20 protein-coding genes and 1 pseudogene are annotated in these 15,365 nt (G+C 69.7%); 11 read left to right on the forward strand and 10 right to left on the reverse strand.

The features are described from left to right. Positions 1–354 (forward strand): annotated as a pseudogene (locus tag AB0D46_RS29695) (hypothetical protein); the annotation flags it as partial. Positions 355–365: 11 nt separating this feature from the next. Here AB0D46_RS29695 and AB0D46_RS29700 read toward each other — a convergent pair. Further along, positions 366–800, reverse strand: coding sequence for an Hsp20/alpha crystallin family protein (locus tag AB0D46_RS29700; protein ID WP_362881969.1), 435 nt, complete (start codon positions 798–800; stop codon positions 366–368). A 129-nt stretch (positions 801–929) separates the two neighbouring features. Here AB0D46_RS29700 and AB0D46_RS29705 point away from each other — a divergent pair, with 129 nt between their 5' ends. Beyond that, on the forward strand, positions 930–1,595 hold the full coding sequence (locus AB0D46_RS29705) for an HSP18 transcriptional regulator (RefSeq protein ID WP_362881971.1): 666 nt from the start codon (positions 930–932) through the stop codon (positions 1,593–1,595). Positions 1,596–2,280: 685 nt separating this feature from the next. Here the strand turns inward: AB0D46_RS29705 and AB0D46_RS29710 are convergent. After that, on the reverse strand, positions 2,281–2,472 hold the full coding sequence (locus tag AB0D46_RS29710) for a DUF4236 domain-containing protein (protein ID WP_319729828.1): 192 nt from the start codon (positions 2,470–2,472) through the stop codon (positions 2,281–2,283). Positions 2,473–3,056: 584 nt separating this feature from the next. Between AB0D46_RS29710 and AB0D46_RS29715 the strand changes: the two genes are divergently transcribed. Together AB0D46_RS29715 and AB0D46_RS29720 are read left to right on the forward strand one after the other, a co-directional pair. Further along, positions 3,057–3,239 carry a hypothetical protein gene (locus tag AB0D46_RS29715; protein WP_362881973.1) on the forward strand — a complete coding sequence of 61 codons (183 nt, stop codon included), beginning with the start codon at positions 3,057–3,059 and terminating at the stop codon, positions 3,237–3,239. Positions 3,240–3,297: 58 nt separating this feature from the next. After that, a complete protein-coding gene (locus AB0D46_RS29720) occupies positions 3,298–3,462 on the forward strand; it encodes a hypothetical protein (RefSeq protein WP_362881975.1) in 165 nt (54 codons plus the stop codon). 298 nt (positions 3,463–3,760) lie between these two features. Here AB0D46_RS29720 and AB0D46_RS29725 read toward each other — a convergent pair whose 3' ends face one another. From AB0D46_RS29725 to AB0D46_RS29745, 5 genes are all read right to left on the reverse strand, one after another. Next, complete coding sequence (locus AB0D46_RS29725; protein ID WP_362881977.1) at positions 3,761–3,961, reverse strand: hypothetical protein; 201 nt, start codon at positions 3,959–3,961, stop codon at positions 3,761–3,763. Between the two features lie 47 nt (positions 3,962–4,008). Continuing rightward, entirely contained in the window at positions 4,009–4,272 is a 264-nt protein-coding gene (locus AB0D46_RS29730) for a hypothetical protein (protein ID WP_362881979.1), read from the reverse strand. Positions 4,273–4,529: 257 nt separating this feature from the next. Next, positions 4,530–4,976: a DUF2267 domain-containing protein gene (locus AB0D46_RS29735; protein ID WP_362881980.1), complete on the reverse strand. Its 447-nt coding sequence runs from the start codon at positions 4,974–4,976 to the stop codon at positions 4,530–4,532. Positions 4,977–5,074: 98 nt separating this feature from the next. Continuing rightward, positions 5,075–5,470, reverse strand: coding sequence for a DUF2267 domain-containing protein (locus AB0D46_RS29740; RefSeq protein ID WP_362881982.1), 396 nt, complete (start codon positions 5,468–5,470; stop codon positions 5,075–5,077). A 115-nt stretch (positions 5,471–5,585) separates the two neighbouring features. After that, on the reverse strand, positions 5,586–6,020 hold the full coding sequence (locus AB0D46_RS29745; protein ID WP_362881984.1) for an Hsp20/alpha crystallin family protein: 435 nt from the start codon (positions 6,018–6,020) through the stop codon (positions 5,586–5,588). 103 nt (positions 6,021–6,123) lie between these two features. On the opposite strand from AB0D46_RS29745, the gene AB0D46_RS29750 reads away from it, so the two are divergent. Further along, complete coding sequence (locus AB0D46_RS29750) at positions 6,124–6,810, forward strand: hypothetical protein (protein WP_362881986.1); 687 nt, start codon at positions 6,124–6,126, stop codon at positions 6,808–6,810. A 99-nt stretch (positions 6,811–6,909) separates the two neighbouring features. After that, positions 6,910–7,251, forward strand: a complete 342-nt coding sequence (locus AB0D46_RS29755) for an STAS domain-containing protein (RefSeq protein ID WP_362881988.1) — start codon at positions 6,910–6,912, stop codon at positions 7,249–7,251. A gap of 437 nt (positions 7,252–7,688) precedes the next feature. On the opposite strand, the gene AB0D46_RS29760 is transcribed toward AB0D46_RS29755, so the two are convergent. Then, a complete protein-coding gene (locus tag AB0D46_RS29760; protein WP_362881990.1) occupies positions 7,689–8,750 on the reverse strand; it encodes a hypothetical protein in 1,062 nt (353 codons plus the stop codon). Positions 8,751–8,931: 181 nt separating this feature from the next. Here AB0D46_RS29760 and AB0D46_RS29765 point away from each other — a divergent pair, with 181 nt between their 5' ends. Next, positions 8,932–9,276 carry an STAS domain-containing protein gene (locus tag AB0D46_RS29765; RefSeq protein WP_362881991.1) on the forward strand — a complete coding sequence of 115 codons (345 nt, stop codon included), beginning with the start codon at positions 8,932–8,934 and terminating at the stop codon, positions 9,274–9,276. Positions 9,277–9,327: 51 nt separating this feature from the next. Here the strand turns inward: AB0D46_RS29765 and AB0D46_RS29770 are convergent, their stop codons facing one another. Continuing rightward, complete coding sequence (locus AB0D46_RS29770; protein ID WP_362881993.1) at positions 9,328–9,678, reverse strand: MerR family transcriptional regulator; 351 nt, start codon at positions 9,676–9,678, stop codon at positions 9,328–9,330. Positions 9,679–10,802: 1,124 nt separating this feature from the next. Between AB0D46_RS29770 and AB0D46_RS29775 the strand changes: the two genes are divergently transcribed. Further along, a complete protein-coding gene (locus tag AB0D46_RS29775; RefSeq protein ID WP_362881995.1) occupies positions 10,803–11,222 on the forward strand; it encodes an SRPBCC family protein in 420 nt (139 codons plus the stop codon). Between the two features lie 743 nt (positions 11,223–11,965). On the opposite strand, the gene AB0D46_RS29780 is transcribed toward AB0D46_RS29775, so the two are convergent. Next, complete coding sequence (locus AB0D46_RS29780) at positions 11,966–12,370, reverse strand: DUF1622 domain-containing protein (RefSeq protein ID WP_362881997.1); 405 nt, start codon at positions 12,368–12,370, stop codon at positions 11,966–11,968. 116 nt (positions 12,371–12,486) lie between these two features. Between AB0D46_RS29780 and AB0D46_RS29785 the strand changes: the two genes are divergently transcribed. The 3 genes from AB0D46_RS29785 (at position 12,487) to AB0D46_RS29795 (ending at position 15,292) form a co-directional block, all read left to right on the forward strand. Further along, the gene (locus AB0D46_RS29785; RefSeq protein WP_362881999.1) at positions 12,487–13,470 is read left to right on the forward strand and encodes a magnesium and cobalt transport protein CorA; all 984 of its coding nucleotides are present in this window, start codon (positions 12,487–12,489) and stop codon (positions 13,468–13,470) included. Positions 13,471–13,659: 189 nt separating this feature from the next. After that, positions 13,660–14,703, forward strand: coding sequence for a YhjD/YihY/BrkB family envelope integrity protein (locus AB0D46_RS29790; protein WP_362882001.1), 1,044 nt, complete (start codon positions 13,660–13,662; stop codon positions 14,701–14,703). Between the two features lie 7 nt (positions 14,704–14,710). Continuing rightward, positions 14,711–15,292 (forward strand): phosphatase PAP2 family protein, encoded by a 582-nt coding sequence (locus AB0D46_RS29795; protein WP_362882003.1) that lies wholly within the window; start codon positions 14,711–14,713, stop codon positions 15,290–15,292. The last annotated feature ends 73 nt before the right edge of the window (positions 15,293–15,365 follow it).

Consider the following 15,365-nt stretch of genomic DNA (forward strand, 5'->3'; position numbering starts at 1 on the left):
TTCCTGGCCCATGTTCAGGAACGCGGCGAGTACGAGACCGTGGAAGAAGCGGACCGTGTGGCCCGTGTCGTCCTTGCGCTGCTGCGCGCACTCCGGCCCGGGTCAGGCGGCACCGGCCCGGGTCAGGCGGCAGCAGGCTCGGTGTGCGCCCAGCAGCGCAAGGACGACACGGGCCACACGGTCCGCTTCTTCCACGGTCTCGTACTCGCCGCGTTCCTGAACATGGGCCAGGAACGCTTCCCAGCGCCTCGACATCACGTCACCTCCAGCGGGAGGGGTGAAGGGTCACAGGGGGGTGCGGAGGGCGGGGTGCCGGAGGGATTCGGCTCTCCCCCGCCCTCCTTGACCGGCTGATGCTGGAGGACTCAGCCGGAGATCTGCTTGCGTCCGTCGGTGACGCCGATGTTGATCTTGCGGGGCTTGGCGCGCTCGGCGATCGGGATCCGCAGGGTCAGCACACCCGCGTCGTAGTCGGCCTCGATGCGCTCGGTGTCCAGGGTGTCGGCCAGAACGACCTGCCGGGAGAAGACACCCAGGGGCCGCTCGGAGAGCTCCACCTTCACGGAGTCGGCCTTCGCCGCGGGCCGCCGCTCCGCCTTCACGGTCAGCATGTTCCGCTCGACGTCGATGTCGATCGCTTCGGCGCTCACCCCGGGGAGATCGAGGGCGATCACGTACTGGTCACCCTCGCGGTAGGCGTCCATCGGCATGACCGACGGCTTCGACCAGGTCCCCGACGTACCCGACAGCTGCTGGACGATCCGGTCCATCTCGCGGAACGGGTCAGTGCGCATCAACATCGCGAAACACCTCCAGTTGGTTCGGGCAGAAACTGCCAATGCGCTTCAACGTGCATCCGTTGTAACATGTCATCCAAGCGATGACAAGTAAAGAGTCATCTGGAGGATGACGAGACGACGGAGCATTCCATGACCGAGCCCACCCCGCCGACCACACCGGTTCCCTTCCCCGCCGCCGCGGCGGCACTGAAGGCCATCGACCAGTCCGTAAGGGACGCCCAGCAGCCCTCCGCGCGCACGCCCGCCGCAACGCCGCCCGCGGCCGGATCCGGCCCGGACCCGGCTCTGGCCGCGCTGTTGACGCTGCGCGAGGTCCGCAAACAGCTCGCCGGCTGGGAGAGCGGCCTGATCGAAACCGCCCGCGGCGAAGGGGCGAGCTGGGCCGAGCTTGCCGGACCCCTCGGAGTCGCCAGCCGGCAGGCCGCCGAACGCCGCTACCTGCGCCTGCGCCCCGGGACACCCGGTTCCACCGGCGAAGAACGCGTCCAGGCCACGCGTGACACCCGCGCCGCAGACCGAACCGTCACCGCCTGGGCCCGCGACAACGCAGCCGACCTCCGCCGCCTCGCCGGCCAGATCACCTCCCTCACCCACCTCCCCGCCAGCGCCCAGGACGCCCTCGGCGCCCTGAACCGCGCCCTCGCCGACCACGACGCAGCCCGCCTCCTCCAGCCCCTGGCCGACACCCGGCCCCACCTGCGCCCCGAGGACTCGGCCCTTGCCGATCGCATCGAAGCTCTGGCCCGGCATGCCGACCGGCTCCGCCAGGACAGCCGCGACCAGCGCACCGCCTGACCGCTGGGGGCGGGTCAACGGCAGCGACCGGGGCGGGGCCAGCCTTCATGGGCGCTCATGTCAGGCGGAAGTGACTACCGACGTTCGTGACTCCCCCGGCCCCTGACGGTCGCCCGGCCGAAGAGCGGCCACCCCTCACCCATCGGGGTCAAGGCTTGCGGTCCTGCTCGCCTGCTGCGAGATCGGCAGCCTCTCCGAACATCCCCTGCGCATCGTCCGGGTACATCCGGAGAGCGACCAGCTGCAGGACTGTGGCGCGGGGGGGGCCGGTCTCCGCTACCGCCGCGAGGGCGGCGGCATCATGCTGCACCGGCCCGGCATGCCGGGCCGGATTCAGGTGACCCGGCCCAACCCGCCGCGCCCTTCCTCCCAAGCCGTGCGGTCCGTCGGGAAGACGACGGGGAGGTCGGCAAGGGCCGGCCGAGCCGCGGGGCATTCGGCCGCGGCTGGACCGGCCCGGCACTGTGGGCCTGCATCCGGCTCATGTGCCCACCGCACACGGCGCCTTCTGTGATGAGAACGTGCTCGGTGACCTCTTCGCGGACGATCCGACCTGACCTGCGCTCGTGATGGGCTGGTGCCGTCGGGCGACATGGCCGCGGAGTGACGGCGCCGGCCCGACTGCATGCTCGACGCCTCCGGCCTGTCCGGGCCGGGGGCCCGGAGTCGGTGGGCCGCTCGCGGATCAGCCGCGGCGGGTCTTGCGCCAGCCGAAGGGGCCGGGCAGGTCCATTGAGGTCGTTCGGCGTCCGGTGCTGCTGTGGGTGCGGCGGGGGCCGTGCTTGCCGCCGCCGGTGGTGATCGACCACGACTTGCGGTTGATGTTGAGCCGGACACCGGGCAGGATCCTGAAACTCTTGCGAAATGTCAGCGGCATGTCGTCTCACTCCTCGGTGCGTCTACGGGCGGGCGGCCAACCCTGTCTGCATCCAGACCGGTTGACGTACCGGCCGTATATCCGACGCGCCTCGTTCCATGCGCCCGCCGTCCTGAGTCCGCCATGACTGACGGGGGCCGTCGCCCTGAAGGCCCGTGTCAACCGAGGGCAGCGTGCCGATCCTCGTCACCGGAGTGCGGGGCGAGGGGCAACGCGGTGGGGCAAGCGCCGGGCGTGGCCCGTGGCGACCCGGGTGGACGTGGCACCGCAGTGTGCCGGTGGGAGGGCTGCGAGGCCGGTACGGGTCAGGGCCCCTTCCGTCCACCCGGATTCCCTTCCCCGCCTTCGCGGTGCGTTGAGAGTGGTGATCGCCACCGGAGAGCGAGACGCGAACCCGGTCGGCGCCACCGGAGTACACGACGTCGCGGTCGTGGATCCAGAGTCCGACGCGACTCACCCGGTGCGGACGACCGACCACGACAGCCTGGGACTACAACGCGGGCCGCTGGAACGGCGTCTGGACCCAGATCGCCGCTTCTGGTCTGACGAACGTCACCAGCGTCACCGCCGGTACGACCGTACGTGTGTTTGCCGTCGGCGACGGCCGTGTCTACGGGCGTGACCTCAACACCCAAAACGGTTCCTGGACCAATTGGGGCGAGTTGCCCGGTGGCGCCGTGGGTGTCAAGGACATCGCCGCCGGCCTCGTGGGCAACAACGTCGAACTCCAGATCGTCGGCGTCAACGGCGGGCTGTGGCTCCAGTAACGACGCCGGCCGGTGGAACGACGCCTGGTTCGATGCCGGCGGTACCGGCCTCACCCGGGTGACCAGCACCGCCTCCGGGAAGAACGTCCACGTCCACACCGTCGGCGCCTCGGGCAAGGCCCAGGGATCCACCCTGGTCAGCGGCCCTGGCACGTTCACGGCGTGGAAGGAACTGCCGGGCGGCCTTACGGGTACGGTCGACGTCACGGCGACCAGCAGGTAAGCAAGAACACGGCGGTTCCGGCCCGCGAGAAGCCCGCCCCCGAACAAGCGGGGGCGGGCTCAGGTCGCCTCCGGTGAGGCGGGGGGCGGACCCGTGCGTGATCAACGAGTGCCGGCCCCGGGTCAACACCCCACATCAAACACCGACCCTCACCCATCGACAGACCGCACGCCCCCGTCGTGCCGGTGACGCCATAGCACCGCTGTCGCCCGCCCCACCCGCACCGCGCACCGCACCGCGCGCCGGCCATGGATGACCCTCACGACCCGGCGAGATGTACAACACGGGCGGGAGGGGGTCAGAAGAAGAAGCCGGCCCCACCCACCAGGGCCATGAGACAGCCGATCCCGATGACGGCCCTGCGACTCATGTCCTTCAGCGGGACACCCCCGGGAGCCATGCCCCAGGGCTCACCTTGGTAGGCGTTCTTGTATCGGGTTCCCACCGTGGCGAAGAACAACCCGAACACGATGAGCACCACACTGACTACGACCGGCATCCCACGCTCCTCTCCCGCCAACTTTCCGTGCCGTCGGTGCCGAGAAATCACACTTCTTGCGGGTGGCCACCGTCCCCCTCGACCACCAGGCGGTCGATCCCTGGCTCTTCAGCGCGTTCGGCGATGGTGACGTCGATCCGACCGTCACCGGTCGTATCGAACTGGTAGAGGTCGGCCTTCCCGTCACCGGTGGTATCGGTCATCCAAACATCTGGTTTCCCGTCACCATTGGTGTCAGCACTGAGGACGACATGATGCTCGTCGCCCTGAGTCTCGATCACTGCTCCGCCGGCATCTGTTGTGATGTCCATGGCGACCGGATGCCCCCGAGCGAAAAGACGAAACGAGCACGGGCCGCCCGCCCCGGCGGCGGGCGAGCCGCATAACTGAGCGGGTTCGGGCACCTGCGCCCCACACGGTCCCGTTCCTCCTACTGGTCGGGATCACCGAAGTGCACCACACGGCCCATTAGGCCGCGCGGCAAGCACTGACCGCGGGCGGCGTGCGGCGGGGCCGGTACCGCCCCCGCGGTACCGGCCCCGCCGCATGCTCGCGCTGCCCGCTCGGCTCACGCGGCGGCGGGCTCGGGCCGACGCAGTTCGGCCTGGCCGAAGAGGAGGGCGTACCCGTCGGGAAGCTTCTGGAGGATGCGTGCGAGGAGGTCGGGGCCCGCGAGGCGCGTCACGACGGCGAGGACGGCGCCGGTGTCCCAGCGGGCGACGGCCGGACTGACACCGGTTCGCGCGGCCAGGTCCTTGACGAAGCCCCAGCCGGTGAGGTGTTCGGTGTCGGGGATCTGTGCGGTCAGGGTGAGGGCCGCTTCGGTGGGCAGGCACTGGGCGAGGTCGATGCGTTCGTCGCCGGTGAGCCGGCGGCCGAGGGCGGCCAGGACGTGGTGGACGGCTTCCGCGGCGCGTTCCCGGGTGGGGTAGGCGCCTTCGTAGCGCACGCGTTCCAGCACCTGGTCGAACGTCATGGCGGGGGTGGCTCGGTTCGCTCGAGGCTGGTCGTACATGGCTGCGGTTGCCTTTCTGCGCGAAGGATCCGGGTTCCGGTCGGTGGAGACAGGTGGTCGGGTGGTCGGGTGGTCGGGTGGTCGGGTGAGTCTGGGGGTCAAGTGGTGGGCGGGTGGCCGAGGAGGAGCTCGTAACCCGGCGGCAGCTGGAGCAGGACTTCGCGGGTGAGAGCATCACCCGCGGCGGCGGCCGCGGTGGACAGGACCGCGCCGATGTCCCACAGGGCTGTCGTCTCGGTGGCTCCGTCGATCCAGGCCGCGGTCGCCCGGACGAACCGTTCCGGTGAGAGCGGCTCCGCGGCCTGCAGGGGGTTGAGGAGGATCAGGGCGTAGGTCTCGGGGAGGCGGGCGGCGAGCTCGGCCCGCACCGTGCCGACCAGATGCGCGCCCAGTAGGGCCAGCACGACGCGGGCAACGCGGTCGGCCTCTTCGAGGGTTTCGTACTCGCCGCGTTCCTGGACGTGGGCCAGGAACGCCTCCCTGCGCATCGACATCACGTCACCTCCGGAAAGGAATGAAGGGGTGAAGGGCGAATGGGGGACGGAGGGCGGGGTGCCGGAGGGGGAATCGGTTGTTCCCCGCCCTCCGCTGCCGGCTGGTGCTGGAGGGTCAGCCGGAGATCTGCTTGTGGCCCGCTGCGCCGCCGATGCTGATCTTGCGCGGCTTGGCCCGCTCGGCGATCGGGATGCGCAGGGTCAGGACACCCGCGTCGTAGTCGGCCCGAATGTGTTCGGTGTCCAGGGTGTCGGCCAGCATGACCTGGCGGGAGAAGACGCCCAGGGGACGCTCGGAGAGCTCCACCTTCACGGATTCGGCCTGCGTCGTGGGACGCCGTTCGGCCTTGACCCGCAGCATGTTCCGCTCGACGTCGATGTCGATCGCCTCGGTGCTCACACCGGGAAGGTCGAAGGCGATGACGTACTCGTCGCCCTCACGATAAGCGTCCATGGGCATGACGGACGGCTTCGACCACGTACCCGACGCGCCCGAGAGCTGCTGGGCGATCCGGTCCATCTCGCGGAACGGGTCAGTGCGCATCAACATCGCGAAACACCTCCAGTTGGTTCAGGCAGAAACTGCCAATGCGCTTCAACGTGCTTCCGTTGTAGCATGTCATCGAAGCGATGACAAGCGAGGGAGTCGCACGATGGATGACATCTCAGGAACGATGGACGAAGACCCGCCCGGCGGCCGTCCACCTGTCTCACCGCCGGCTGCGGCCATGGCCCTTCAGGACATTCGCAGCACGATCAGCGAAGCGACCAAAGCCCGCGATGACGGCGACGAAGACCCCGCCTCCCGGGAGGCTCTGGACTCGCTGCGACTCCTGCGGGAGATCCGCGAGGAACTCTCCGGCTGGGAGAGCGGCCTGATCGAGGCCGCGCGGGAAGACGGCGCCAGCTGGGCGGACCTCGCCGGCCCGCTCGGCGTCGCCAGCCGCCAGGCCGCCGAACGCCGCTACCTGCGCCTGCGGCCCGGAACCACCGACACCACCGACACCACCGGGGAGCAACGCGTCCAAGCCGTCCGCGACCGACGGGCCGCCGACCGCACCGTGGCCGCCTGGGCGCAGGAGAACATCGGTGCGCTGCGCCAACTCGCCGGACAGATCATCGGCCTCACCGACCTCCCCGCCGGCTCCGACGGGCGGATCAAGGACCTGACCCATGCCCTGGGAGAGCCCGGAGCCGCCCGCCTCATCGACACCCTGACCGCCACCGGCCTCGACCTGGGCACCGGCACGGGTACCGCGGAGCTCGCCGAACGCGTCGAGAACCTGCGCGAACAGACCCAACGCCTGCGCGACGACAGCGACGAGCAACGCAGAGCGTGACGTCCGCCCCGGACCTGCCGGGGCATCGGCCCCACGCAGCCCCTCGTCCGAGTCGCCGACTCCCCGTCGACCCCGATCAGCAGTGAGGAGCGACTACTCATGATCACCAACCGCGTGCCTGACATCGCCACGGACGGTTTTCCAGTGGAGGTGACCGACCACACGGTCACCGTCCGCGTCAGCGGCGAGATCGACCTCCTGACGGGCGGCGGCCTGCACCGGTCCCTGACCAAGGCACTACGCCACGCCACGGCGAACCGGCCGCTCGTCGTCGACTTCCACCGGGTCACTTTTTGCGACTCCGCCGGACTCAACGCCCTCATCACCGCACGCATCACCGCCGAGAAGAAGAAGGTCGCCATCCGGTTGACCGGCCTCAACCACCAGACCCGCCGTCTCCTGGAGGTGACCGGCGCCCTCCCCCTGTTCACCGTCACTTGAGGTCTGTCCCGCGAAGGGCTTCGGCCTCAGGGTGTCGGCCCAAATTCTCTGGTGGGTCGCCATCGCCGTCCTCGTCCTGTGGCTGGTCGGCTTCGTGGCTCGCCCCAAGGGCAGCAGTGGCCGCTGGCACCGCTGGTAGCCGCACGACACACCCCCGCAGCCCCGGACGCTGCATGCGGTGGCCTGGTCCCGGTCGGGAGGCCAGGCCACCGGCATGTCCGCGTGCCGAGCGATCGGCCGGGGTAGGCCTTTCTACGGACGCACATCAGACTGGGGAAACTCGGCTTCCGTGGGCTGGTCGCCCCAGCCATCCGCAAGCAGTCCGCCAGAGTCCGGATTGAACGCCTCCGAACGCACCACCACCACCACCGGCGCGGCGGCGGCGGCTCGACCACTGCTCTGCTCGACGTACGTTCTTCAACACCCACTCGCTGGGGTCAGCCGGTCGGCAGCCCCAAGCCGTAGTACGTGACGTGGTAACCGTCCACGTAGTCGGCCTCCCCGCCGACGATCAGATCGGTCGGCTCGGCCACCCCCACCGCCTTGGCCGTCGCCACCAGCATCTTCGCGAGTGCGTGGCCCTTCGGTTCGCCCGGGCCGCCCGCGTCCACGCACCACACGCGGGCGTCGTCGCCCCAGATCGAAGCCGCGTTCGGATGCTGAGCCACGGTGCCCCACCCGAATGCGGCCGCATCGATGCCGTCCGGGGCGAAGCACCGGATGGCCAGCCGGTCGCCGTCGCACGCCACGTCGAACAGGATGGGCGAACCGGCGCCGGTGCGCCCGTAGAACGGCATCCCGATGGTGATGCCGAGAGCATGGGCCTCGGCGGGCAGCACCCCCAGGAAGTCCCCCAGCGAACTGGTGACGGTCTCCCAGCTCCGGGCCCGCCAGCCGCCGGGGAATCCGAGGCCGGCGTTGGCAGGGTCACGATTGCTGCCGAAGAACCCGCTGATGGAGTGCTCCTCGCCGACACCCTGGCGCCAGAACCAGTTCTCCGCGGGGTCCGTGGGCTGAAGGACGAGTTCGGGTCCCGACTTTCCGGCGCGTAGTTCCAGGGTGTTCGGCCTGCCGCGCCAGCGCACGAAGGGGGCGCCCCAGAGCGGTCCGCTGTCGTAGAAGGGGCCCATCTCGCCGTGCGAACCCATGACGGAGGGCTTGCCCAGCGCCGCGACCAATTCCTGCCTGGCGGCGCCGAACGCGGCGGCCTGCGCCGCTGCGTCGCTCTCGACGGTCCCCAGCGGGACCGCGAGCTCCACGTACGACTCGCTGTCGACGTAGCGTTCCTCGTGGGCGCCGACCGGCCGCAGTCGGGCGTTGCCCGACGCCAGGCCCGTGACCAGGACGGGCTGGTCCGAGGCGCCGCTCCAGGCCCAGCCGAGCCTCTCCGCCAGTGCCTTCGTCCCGTCCGGGGTCCAGCCGCCGGCGTCCGCCGCGACGAGTTCCCGGGCGAGATCCGCAATCGATTGTTCTTCCGTACTTCCCCGTTGTGCGTTCACCCGCCCATCCTCCCGTACCCCGAACCGACCGTTTCCGGCGGCGCCGGGCTCCCGATGGGACCTGGCATCGCCTCCGTGGGCGAGGGGAAGTTCGCGGGGTGCGTCGATCGCCCACGTCCGGCACGGTGTATCGGGCATCAGGCCGCCCGGCGTACCGTACTGTCATACGGAGGGGGCAACCATGGCTGAGCAGGGCGGCAGTGCGTCGGGGAACCTCGACGATGCCTCGGGAGTCGGGGTCATTCGTGTCGTGGGGGACCTCGACCAGGACACCGCGTCCGTCCAGGGACTCGACGCCTCGCTGTGGCGGGCCGTCAGCCACCCCGACGCGCCGCCCGAGATCGTCGTGGACGTCAGCGGCCTGCGGTTCTGCGATTCCACGGGCCTGAACGTGCTGCTACGTGCCAGGGCGAACGCCGTGCTCCGGGGCCGTACGATCCGCCTCGCCGCACCCAACACCCAGCTCGTACGGCTCCTGCAACGGACCGGCGCCATCGTTCTGTTCTCGTTGGGCACCGCGTCCTGACACCGCACCCCTGCGGACGAACGCCGACCGGCCTCGCCCGGGCCGAGCGGTTCAGCCTGCCGCGCGAGAGCCGGCCGACTCGGCCACCGCGTGCTCGCGCCGGTACTCGGCGTTGATGCGCTGGGCCTCTTCGAGTTGGTCTTCGAGGATGACGATCCGGCAGGCCGCCTCGACCGGGGTCCCCTGGTCGACGAGCTCGCGGGCGCGAGCGGCGATGCGCAGCTGATAGCGGGAGTAGCGGCGGTGACCGCCGGGCGAGCGGAGCGGGGTGATCAGGCGGGCTTCGCCGATGGCGCGGAGGAAGCCTTGGGTGGTGCCGAGGAGTTCGGCGGCGCGGCCCATGGTGTAGGCGGGGTAGTCATCGTCGTCGAGACGGCCGTCGAGGATGGTGTCTGCGGTCATGGAACCTCTCTGGTTCAACGCGTGGAGGGGCCCGGGCGCACTCCGCGCCCGGGCCCCGAAGGAACTGTCACACCATCTACCGACCCTGATACTGCGTCGGCCTTTTGTTTCCACGCACCCGACCGGTACTGCGTCGGGGTCGCGGGGATCGCGGTTGCTTGACCGGAGACCACCTCACTCACGATGTCCTGCGGTACCCGGACTCGCGTGGCGTCCGGGCGATCCTGATGGCGCCCAATCCCTCCGTTCATCCCTCTGGATCGATCACTTACCCAACGGGAACTGCTGGTACTACGGGTGCTGCGTACTGCGTACTGCGGGTACTGCTTCACTCGATACCGCTGGTTGAGCAACTGCGGGTACTGCTCGCGGCCTGACCAAGCGCCACGCCTTCGGCAGCCAGCCCCGTCGCCCATCGTGCGTCTGCCCTGGCTTGGAACCCCACTGCCGAACTTCCCGATGCGCGCGCCGCAGCCGACGCCTTCACCGAGGTACTGCTCCCTGCACTGCTGGTACTGCTGCGGTGGCCCCTGATCACTGCGGGCCACCCGGTCCGGTCGTCAGTCCCGTCGCCATCCCGCAACCACTCCGGCTTCGACACTCCACCACCGCACCGCACTGCTGAACTGCACTTACCTGCACTGCGTACTGCTGCCCGGCAGTTCGTCTCTGCCGGGCCTTGCGGTCTCTCTGGCTACGAGAGAAACCATAACCACACCACCAGCCAATGTCTACTCCCGCCACGACAGATTTTCGCGTGCTAGGTGATGAGGAAAATGAGCCCGCTCATATCGACCTCGTTCGGCGGAGGGTCGGGCCGTGACGTTCGGAGCCCGGGGAGGCGCCGCACCGCATCGCGACGGCGCCCCCGTCGTGGGCGGCGGCGACGGCTACGACCACGACCAGCGTGCGCTTCATCTCGCGCGGGTGCTCCGGCCACGGTCCTGCGGGCACAGCCGGCGGTTCCACACCGACTTGCTCCATTCGGGTTCGATGTCGCGACTCGCTCCGGACCACCCCTGCCGCTTGCGCGCCGGGCCGGGCCGCCCCGTCACCTTGTACGTCGACCTTGGTGCGAAGGACGTGCCGTTTCATCTGGTGGGCTGTCGGGGAACGGGACGTCCATGGGTGACTACGACACTTCGATCAGCGTGGCAGTGCCCGCAGCCACGCTCTTCCGCTATCTCGCCGATGTCCAGAACCTTCCCGCGTACATGCCGCGGCTGACCTCCGCCAAGCCCCACGACGGTGACCGGGTCACTGTCACCGCCCACATCGACCCGCCCGGCCAACCGGAGCGAGACGTCACGAGCGAAGCGTGGATTCGCGTGCTGGAGGAAGGCAAGTCTCTGGAATGGGGCGCGCCGGGCCCGCACGACTACCGCGGCCGGCTGCACGTGGCGGCCGGGCACGACGTCGACCACTCGCGGCTTTCGGTGGAACTGCACACCGACCGCGTCGAAGGTGCCCAGGTCGATGACGGGCTCACCGAGGCGCTGCGGGGCATCAAGGAAGCTGTCGAGGCGGCGGAGGCCCAGCGGTAGTCGGTCTCCCTGCCGTCGGTTCTCCCGACAACGCGTCTGCGGAGCGCGAAGGCGACGGAGCAGTAGGAGGTCTCCGCAACCGTCCGCGAGGAGCAGGTCCGATACGACCGGGGCGGGGAACGCCCCCCACGCAGCAAGAAGCAAGGTTCCACTGGATCTCACTCGCAGAAACGAAGGTCACCGAAGTAGTCGATGGATTTCCCTGGGCTTTCGAGCCGATTGCCACGCGCCCCCCAGGCGATGGCTTGAAGATCCATGGTGGGCGGCACTGGATACCTAACAAAACGTTGAAGGTGCAGACCATGTGAACAAGTCCACACGCATGCACCCACGTCGGCCGGGCAGACGGACCCGTCAACCGATGTTTATGACGCACAGACAGGTCTTCCATGCCCCTGTGGCTCACCGCCCTCACCGCCCTCACCGGCTGGGTGCTCCTCGCCGGCGCCCTGGGTCTCCTGCTCGCCCGTCACATCCACCGCACCCCCCGAACCCCGCACCAAACCCAAACGGGACACCACGCCGCCACGCCCCGGGCATGCGTCCAATGCCGGCCACCTACACACGCGGCCGCCGGAATCGAAGCGGCGGCTTAGGAACCGGACGACCCTCGCATGCGCCGGTCAACCCCCGCGCCGGATCCGTATCCCGCCCATCCACAAGCCCGGGGAGCTCACGGCACACGGAGGTGTCAGGCCATGGCGGCGACGCCGACGCCGATTCCGACGGCGGGGCCGGATGGTTCAGCAGGCCGTGGTTCGCCGCTCGGGCTCCTTCTGATCGCGTTCGATCTCGGCGCGTTCCTGCGCGATCTCCCGGGTGAGGAAGAAGTTGAGGACGGTACGGATGGCGGCGATGGCCGCCAACTGGCCGATCTCGGTGAAGCTGGGCGCGACCGCCGTGCGCAGGACGTCCCCCGCCAGCTGGAATTCCAGTCCCAGGACAAGGAAGCGGCCGAGGCTGAGACGGATCTTGTTGAACTCTCCGATGAGGGACCGTCGGCGGAGGCCGGTCGTGGCGAACCGGGTGAAGGCCCAGACGGCGCCCGCGAAGATGATCAGTGCACCGGCCGCCTCGATGATGTGGGCCAGCGCTCCGATCAGCTCTTGCACTCCGGCTTCGGACACGAGTTCCCCTGACAGGTTCATGAGGCTGCTCATACCCCCGTCCGCGCCACTACGCGGGCCGGCCCGAGTGTCTCCCACCACAGGGCGGCGCGCATGAAAGTGCGCCGGTGAAGCATGCGCGGGGGATGGAATGTGTCATGTACGACCAGGGATCGGGCCGGTCGGAGCAGGTTGAGTGCGAGCTGCCGGACGACGCCTGCCAGTTGGCCCTCAAGCAACTGCGGGGCTTGGGCGACGGCGAGTTCGCCTGGGTACGGCTCGCGGACCCCTCGCAGAGCGACCTGGCCCAGTTGACCCAGGAGATGGGCCTGCACCCGTTGGCCGTCGAGGACGCGCTCCACGGAGAGCAACGTCCGAAGGCCGAGCGGTTCGGCGACATGCTGGCGGTAGCGCTGAAGACCCTCCGGTACGTCGACGAGGAGACCGCGGTGGAAACCGGCGACCTCATGATCTTCGTGGGGAGCCGCAGCGTTCTTACCGTCCGCCACGGACCGATCGACCCCTGCCCGGAGGCTGCCCGCAGGCTCGAGGCGGATCCGGACATGCTGCGCCTCGGCCCCTGGGCGGTTCTGCACGCGGTGCTGGACGTCGCCGTCGATGCGTACAGCGACGCGGCCCGGGGGGTCCGCTCCACGCTCAACCGGCTCGAGGACGCGGTGTTCTCCACCTCTCGCGTCGATCACACGCAGGGCATCTACTCCCTCAAGCGGGAGGTGCGCGAGTTCCGCGACGCCGTGCAGCCGCTGGTCCCGGTGGTCCAGGGCCTGCTGGGCGGTCCCGGCAAGGAGGGCCACGGGCCGGAGATCACCCCGTACCTCCGGGACGTGGCCGATCACCTGCACCGCACCGATATCGAGGTGCGCACCCTGGACGAACTGCTGGATTCGGTCCTCGGTGCGCAGCAGGCGCGGGTGGGCACCTGGCAGAACGACGACATGCGGCGGATCTCCGCCTGGGCGGCGATCTTCGCGGTCCCCACGATGGTCGCCGGCGTCTACGGCATGAACTTCGAACACATGCCCGAACTCGGCTGGACCTACGGTTACCCGCTCGCCGTCGGGCTCATGGCGATCGCGGCAGGCGCGCTCTACCGTGCCTTCCGCCGCAACGGCTGGCTGTGAGCAGTCGACTCCAAGCCCACGGCGCACGGCCCCCGCCCGCGTGACGCCCTGTCCCGGCACCTCGCCGGGGGCACAGCGCCGCCCCCGGTCCAGGGAGCCGCCCGGGCCCCAGGCCCCCCGATCCGAAGAACGCGACTACTCGGGCGACCTGACTGACATGAGTGACGCCGCTCGGGAAAGCCGCAGGGTATGACACGTACACCGAATCCGGACCCGGGCCGGAAAGACGAACGCGGCGAGATCGATCGCGAGAGCACGGTCGGGCCGGATCCGCAGGTGGAGGAGCGGGCACCCGACCAGCTCACCGAGCTGCCGAAGCGGTCGTGGAAGGCGGTCCTGCGCGGCACCGTGAAGGAGTTCAAGGACGACGAGCTCGCCGACCGGGCCGCGGCGCTCACCTACTACGGGGTCCTGGCCCTCTTCCCCGCACTCCTCGTGCTGGTCTCCCTGCTGGGCATCGCGGGCGAGTCCGCGACGAAACAGGTCCTGGACAACCTGCAGAAACTCACGCCCGGCTCGGCCCGGGACGTGGTCAGCGACGCGGTGCAGCAGCTCCAGGGCAACGCGGGCGTCGGATCGCTCCTGGCGATCGTCGGCCTGGTTGTCGCGGTCTGGTCGGCGTCCGGCTACATCGCGGCGTTCATCCGCACCTCGAACGCCGTCTACGACATGCCCGAAGGCCGCCCCGTGTGGAAGGTGCTCCCGCTGCGCCTGGCCCTCACCGTCACGCTGATGGTCCTGGCCTGCGCCAGCGCGCTCATCGTCGTGTTCTCCGGCTCCCTCGCCCGGCAGGTGGGAACCGCCCTGGGGATCGGGGACACCGCACTGACCGTGTGGTCGATCGCGAAGTGGCCGGTCCTGGTCCTGCTCGTCACGATCATGATCGCGATCCTGTACTGGGCTGCCCCGAACGCCAAGGGGCGCGGCTTCAAATGGGTCACTCCCGGGAGTTTCCTGGCCCTGCTGATCTGGATGATCGCCTCCGCCGGGTTCGCGTTCTACGTCGCGAACTTCGCTTCGTACAACAAGACGTACGGCACCCTCGCCGGCGTGATCATCTTCCTGGTGTGGTTGTGGATCACCAACCTGGCCATCCTCCTCGGGCTGGAGTTCGACGCCGAGATGGTGCGCCAGCGCGCGATCGCCGGCGGAATGCCCAAGGACGAGGAGCCTTATGTCGAACCCCGTGACACACGCAAGTGGAGCGATGATGACCGCCGCCGCATGGAATGAGGGGCCTGTGGAACGGGCACGGGCGACCAAGCGGCGCAGCCGGGAGATCCTGGCTGCCCTGCGCGGCGGTGATCATCGGCTGACACGCCGGATGGTCGCGTGGGACTCGGCCTGGGCCCGCCTGGTGCTCCCTCCGGTCGAAGAAGCCGCCGAGCACACGAAACTGTGGTGGGCGGCCGCCGCGATCATCGCGGCCGTCGGGGGCCGGCGCGGGCGTGGGGCCGCAGCCGCCGGCATCGCTTCCATGGCGGTGGCGGAGTTGCTGTCGAACGGGGTCGCGAAACAGCTCGTGGAGCGGAGCCGGCCGCCCAAGGAGTGGATTCCGCACGATGACGTCGAGGACCGGCCCGACAGTTCCTCCTTTCCCTCCGGGCACACCGCCGCCGCCGTGGCCTTCACCGCGGCCGTCGCGTCCTGCCGGCCGTGGGCCGGCGCGGCCTGCGCCGTCCCGGCCGTGCTGGTTGCCCTTGAGCGGGTGCACAGCGGCGCGCACTACCCCTCCGACGTCGCAGCCGGAGCCGGCGTCGGGCTTGCCGCAGCCGCCCTCGTCCGGGCGGTACCACGCTTCCTCGTACGCCACCTGCGATGACCACCCTTCGCAGGCGGGTGACCGGGTCCTTGAGGGGTAAGCGCGCCGTGAACAGCGTGCACATCAAGGGGGC

It is taken from the genome of Streptomyces sp. NPDC048383 (genome assembly GCF_040651775.1).
In the GTDB taxonomy this organism is placed as follows: Bacteria; Actinomycetota; Actinomycetes; order Streptomycetales; family Streptomycetaceae; genus Streptomyces.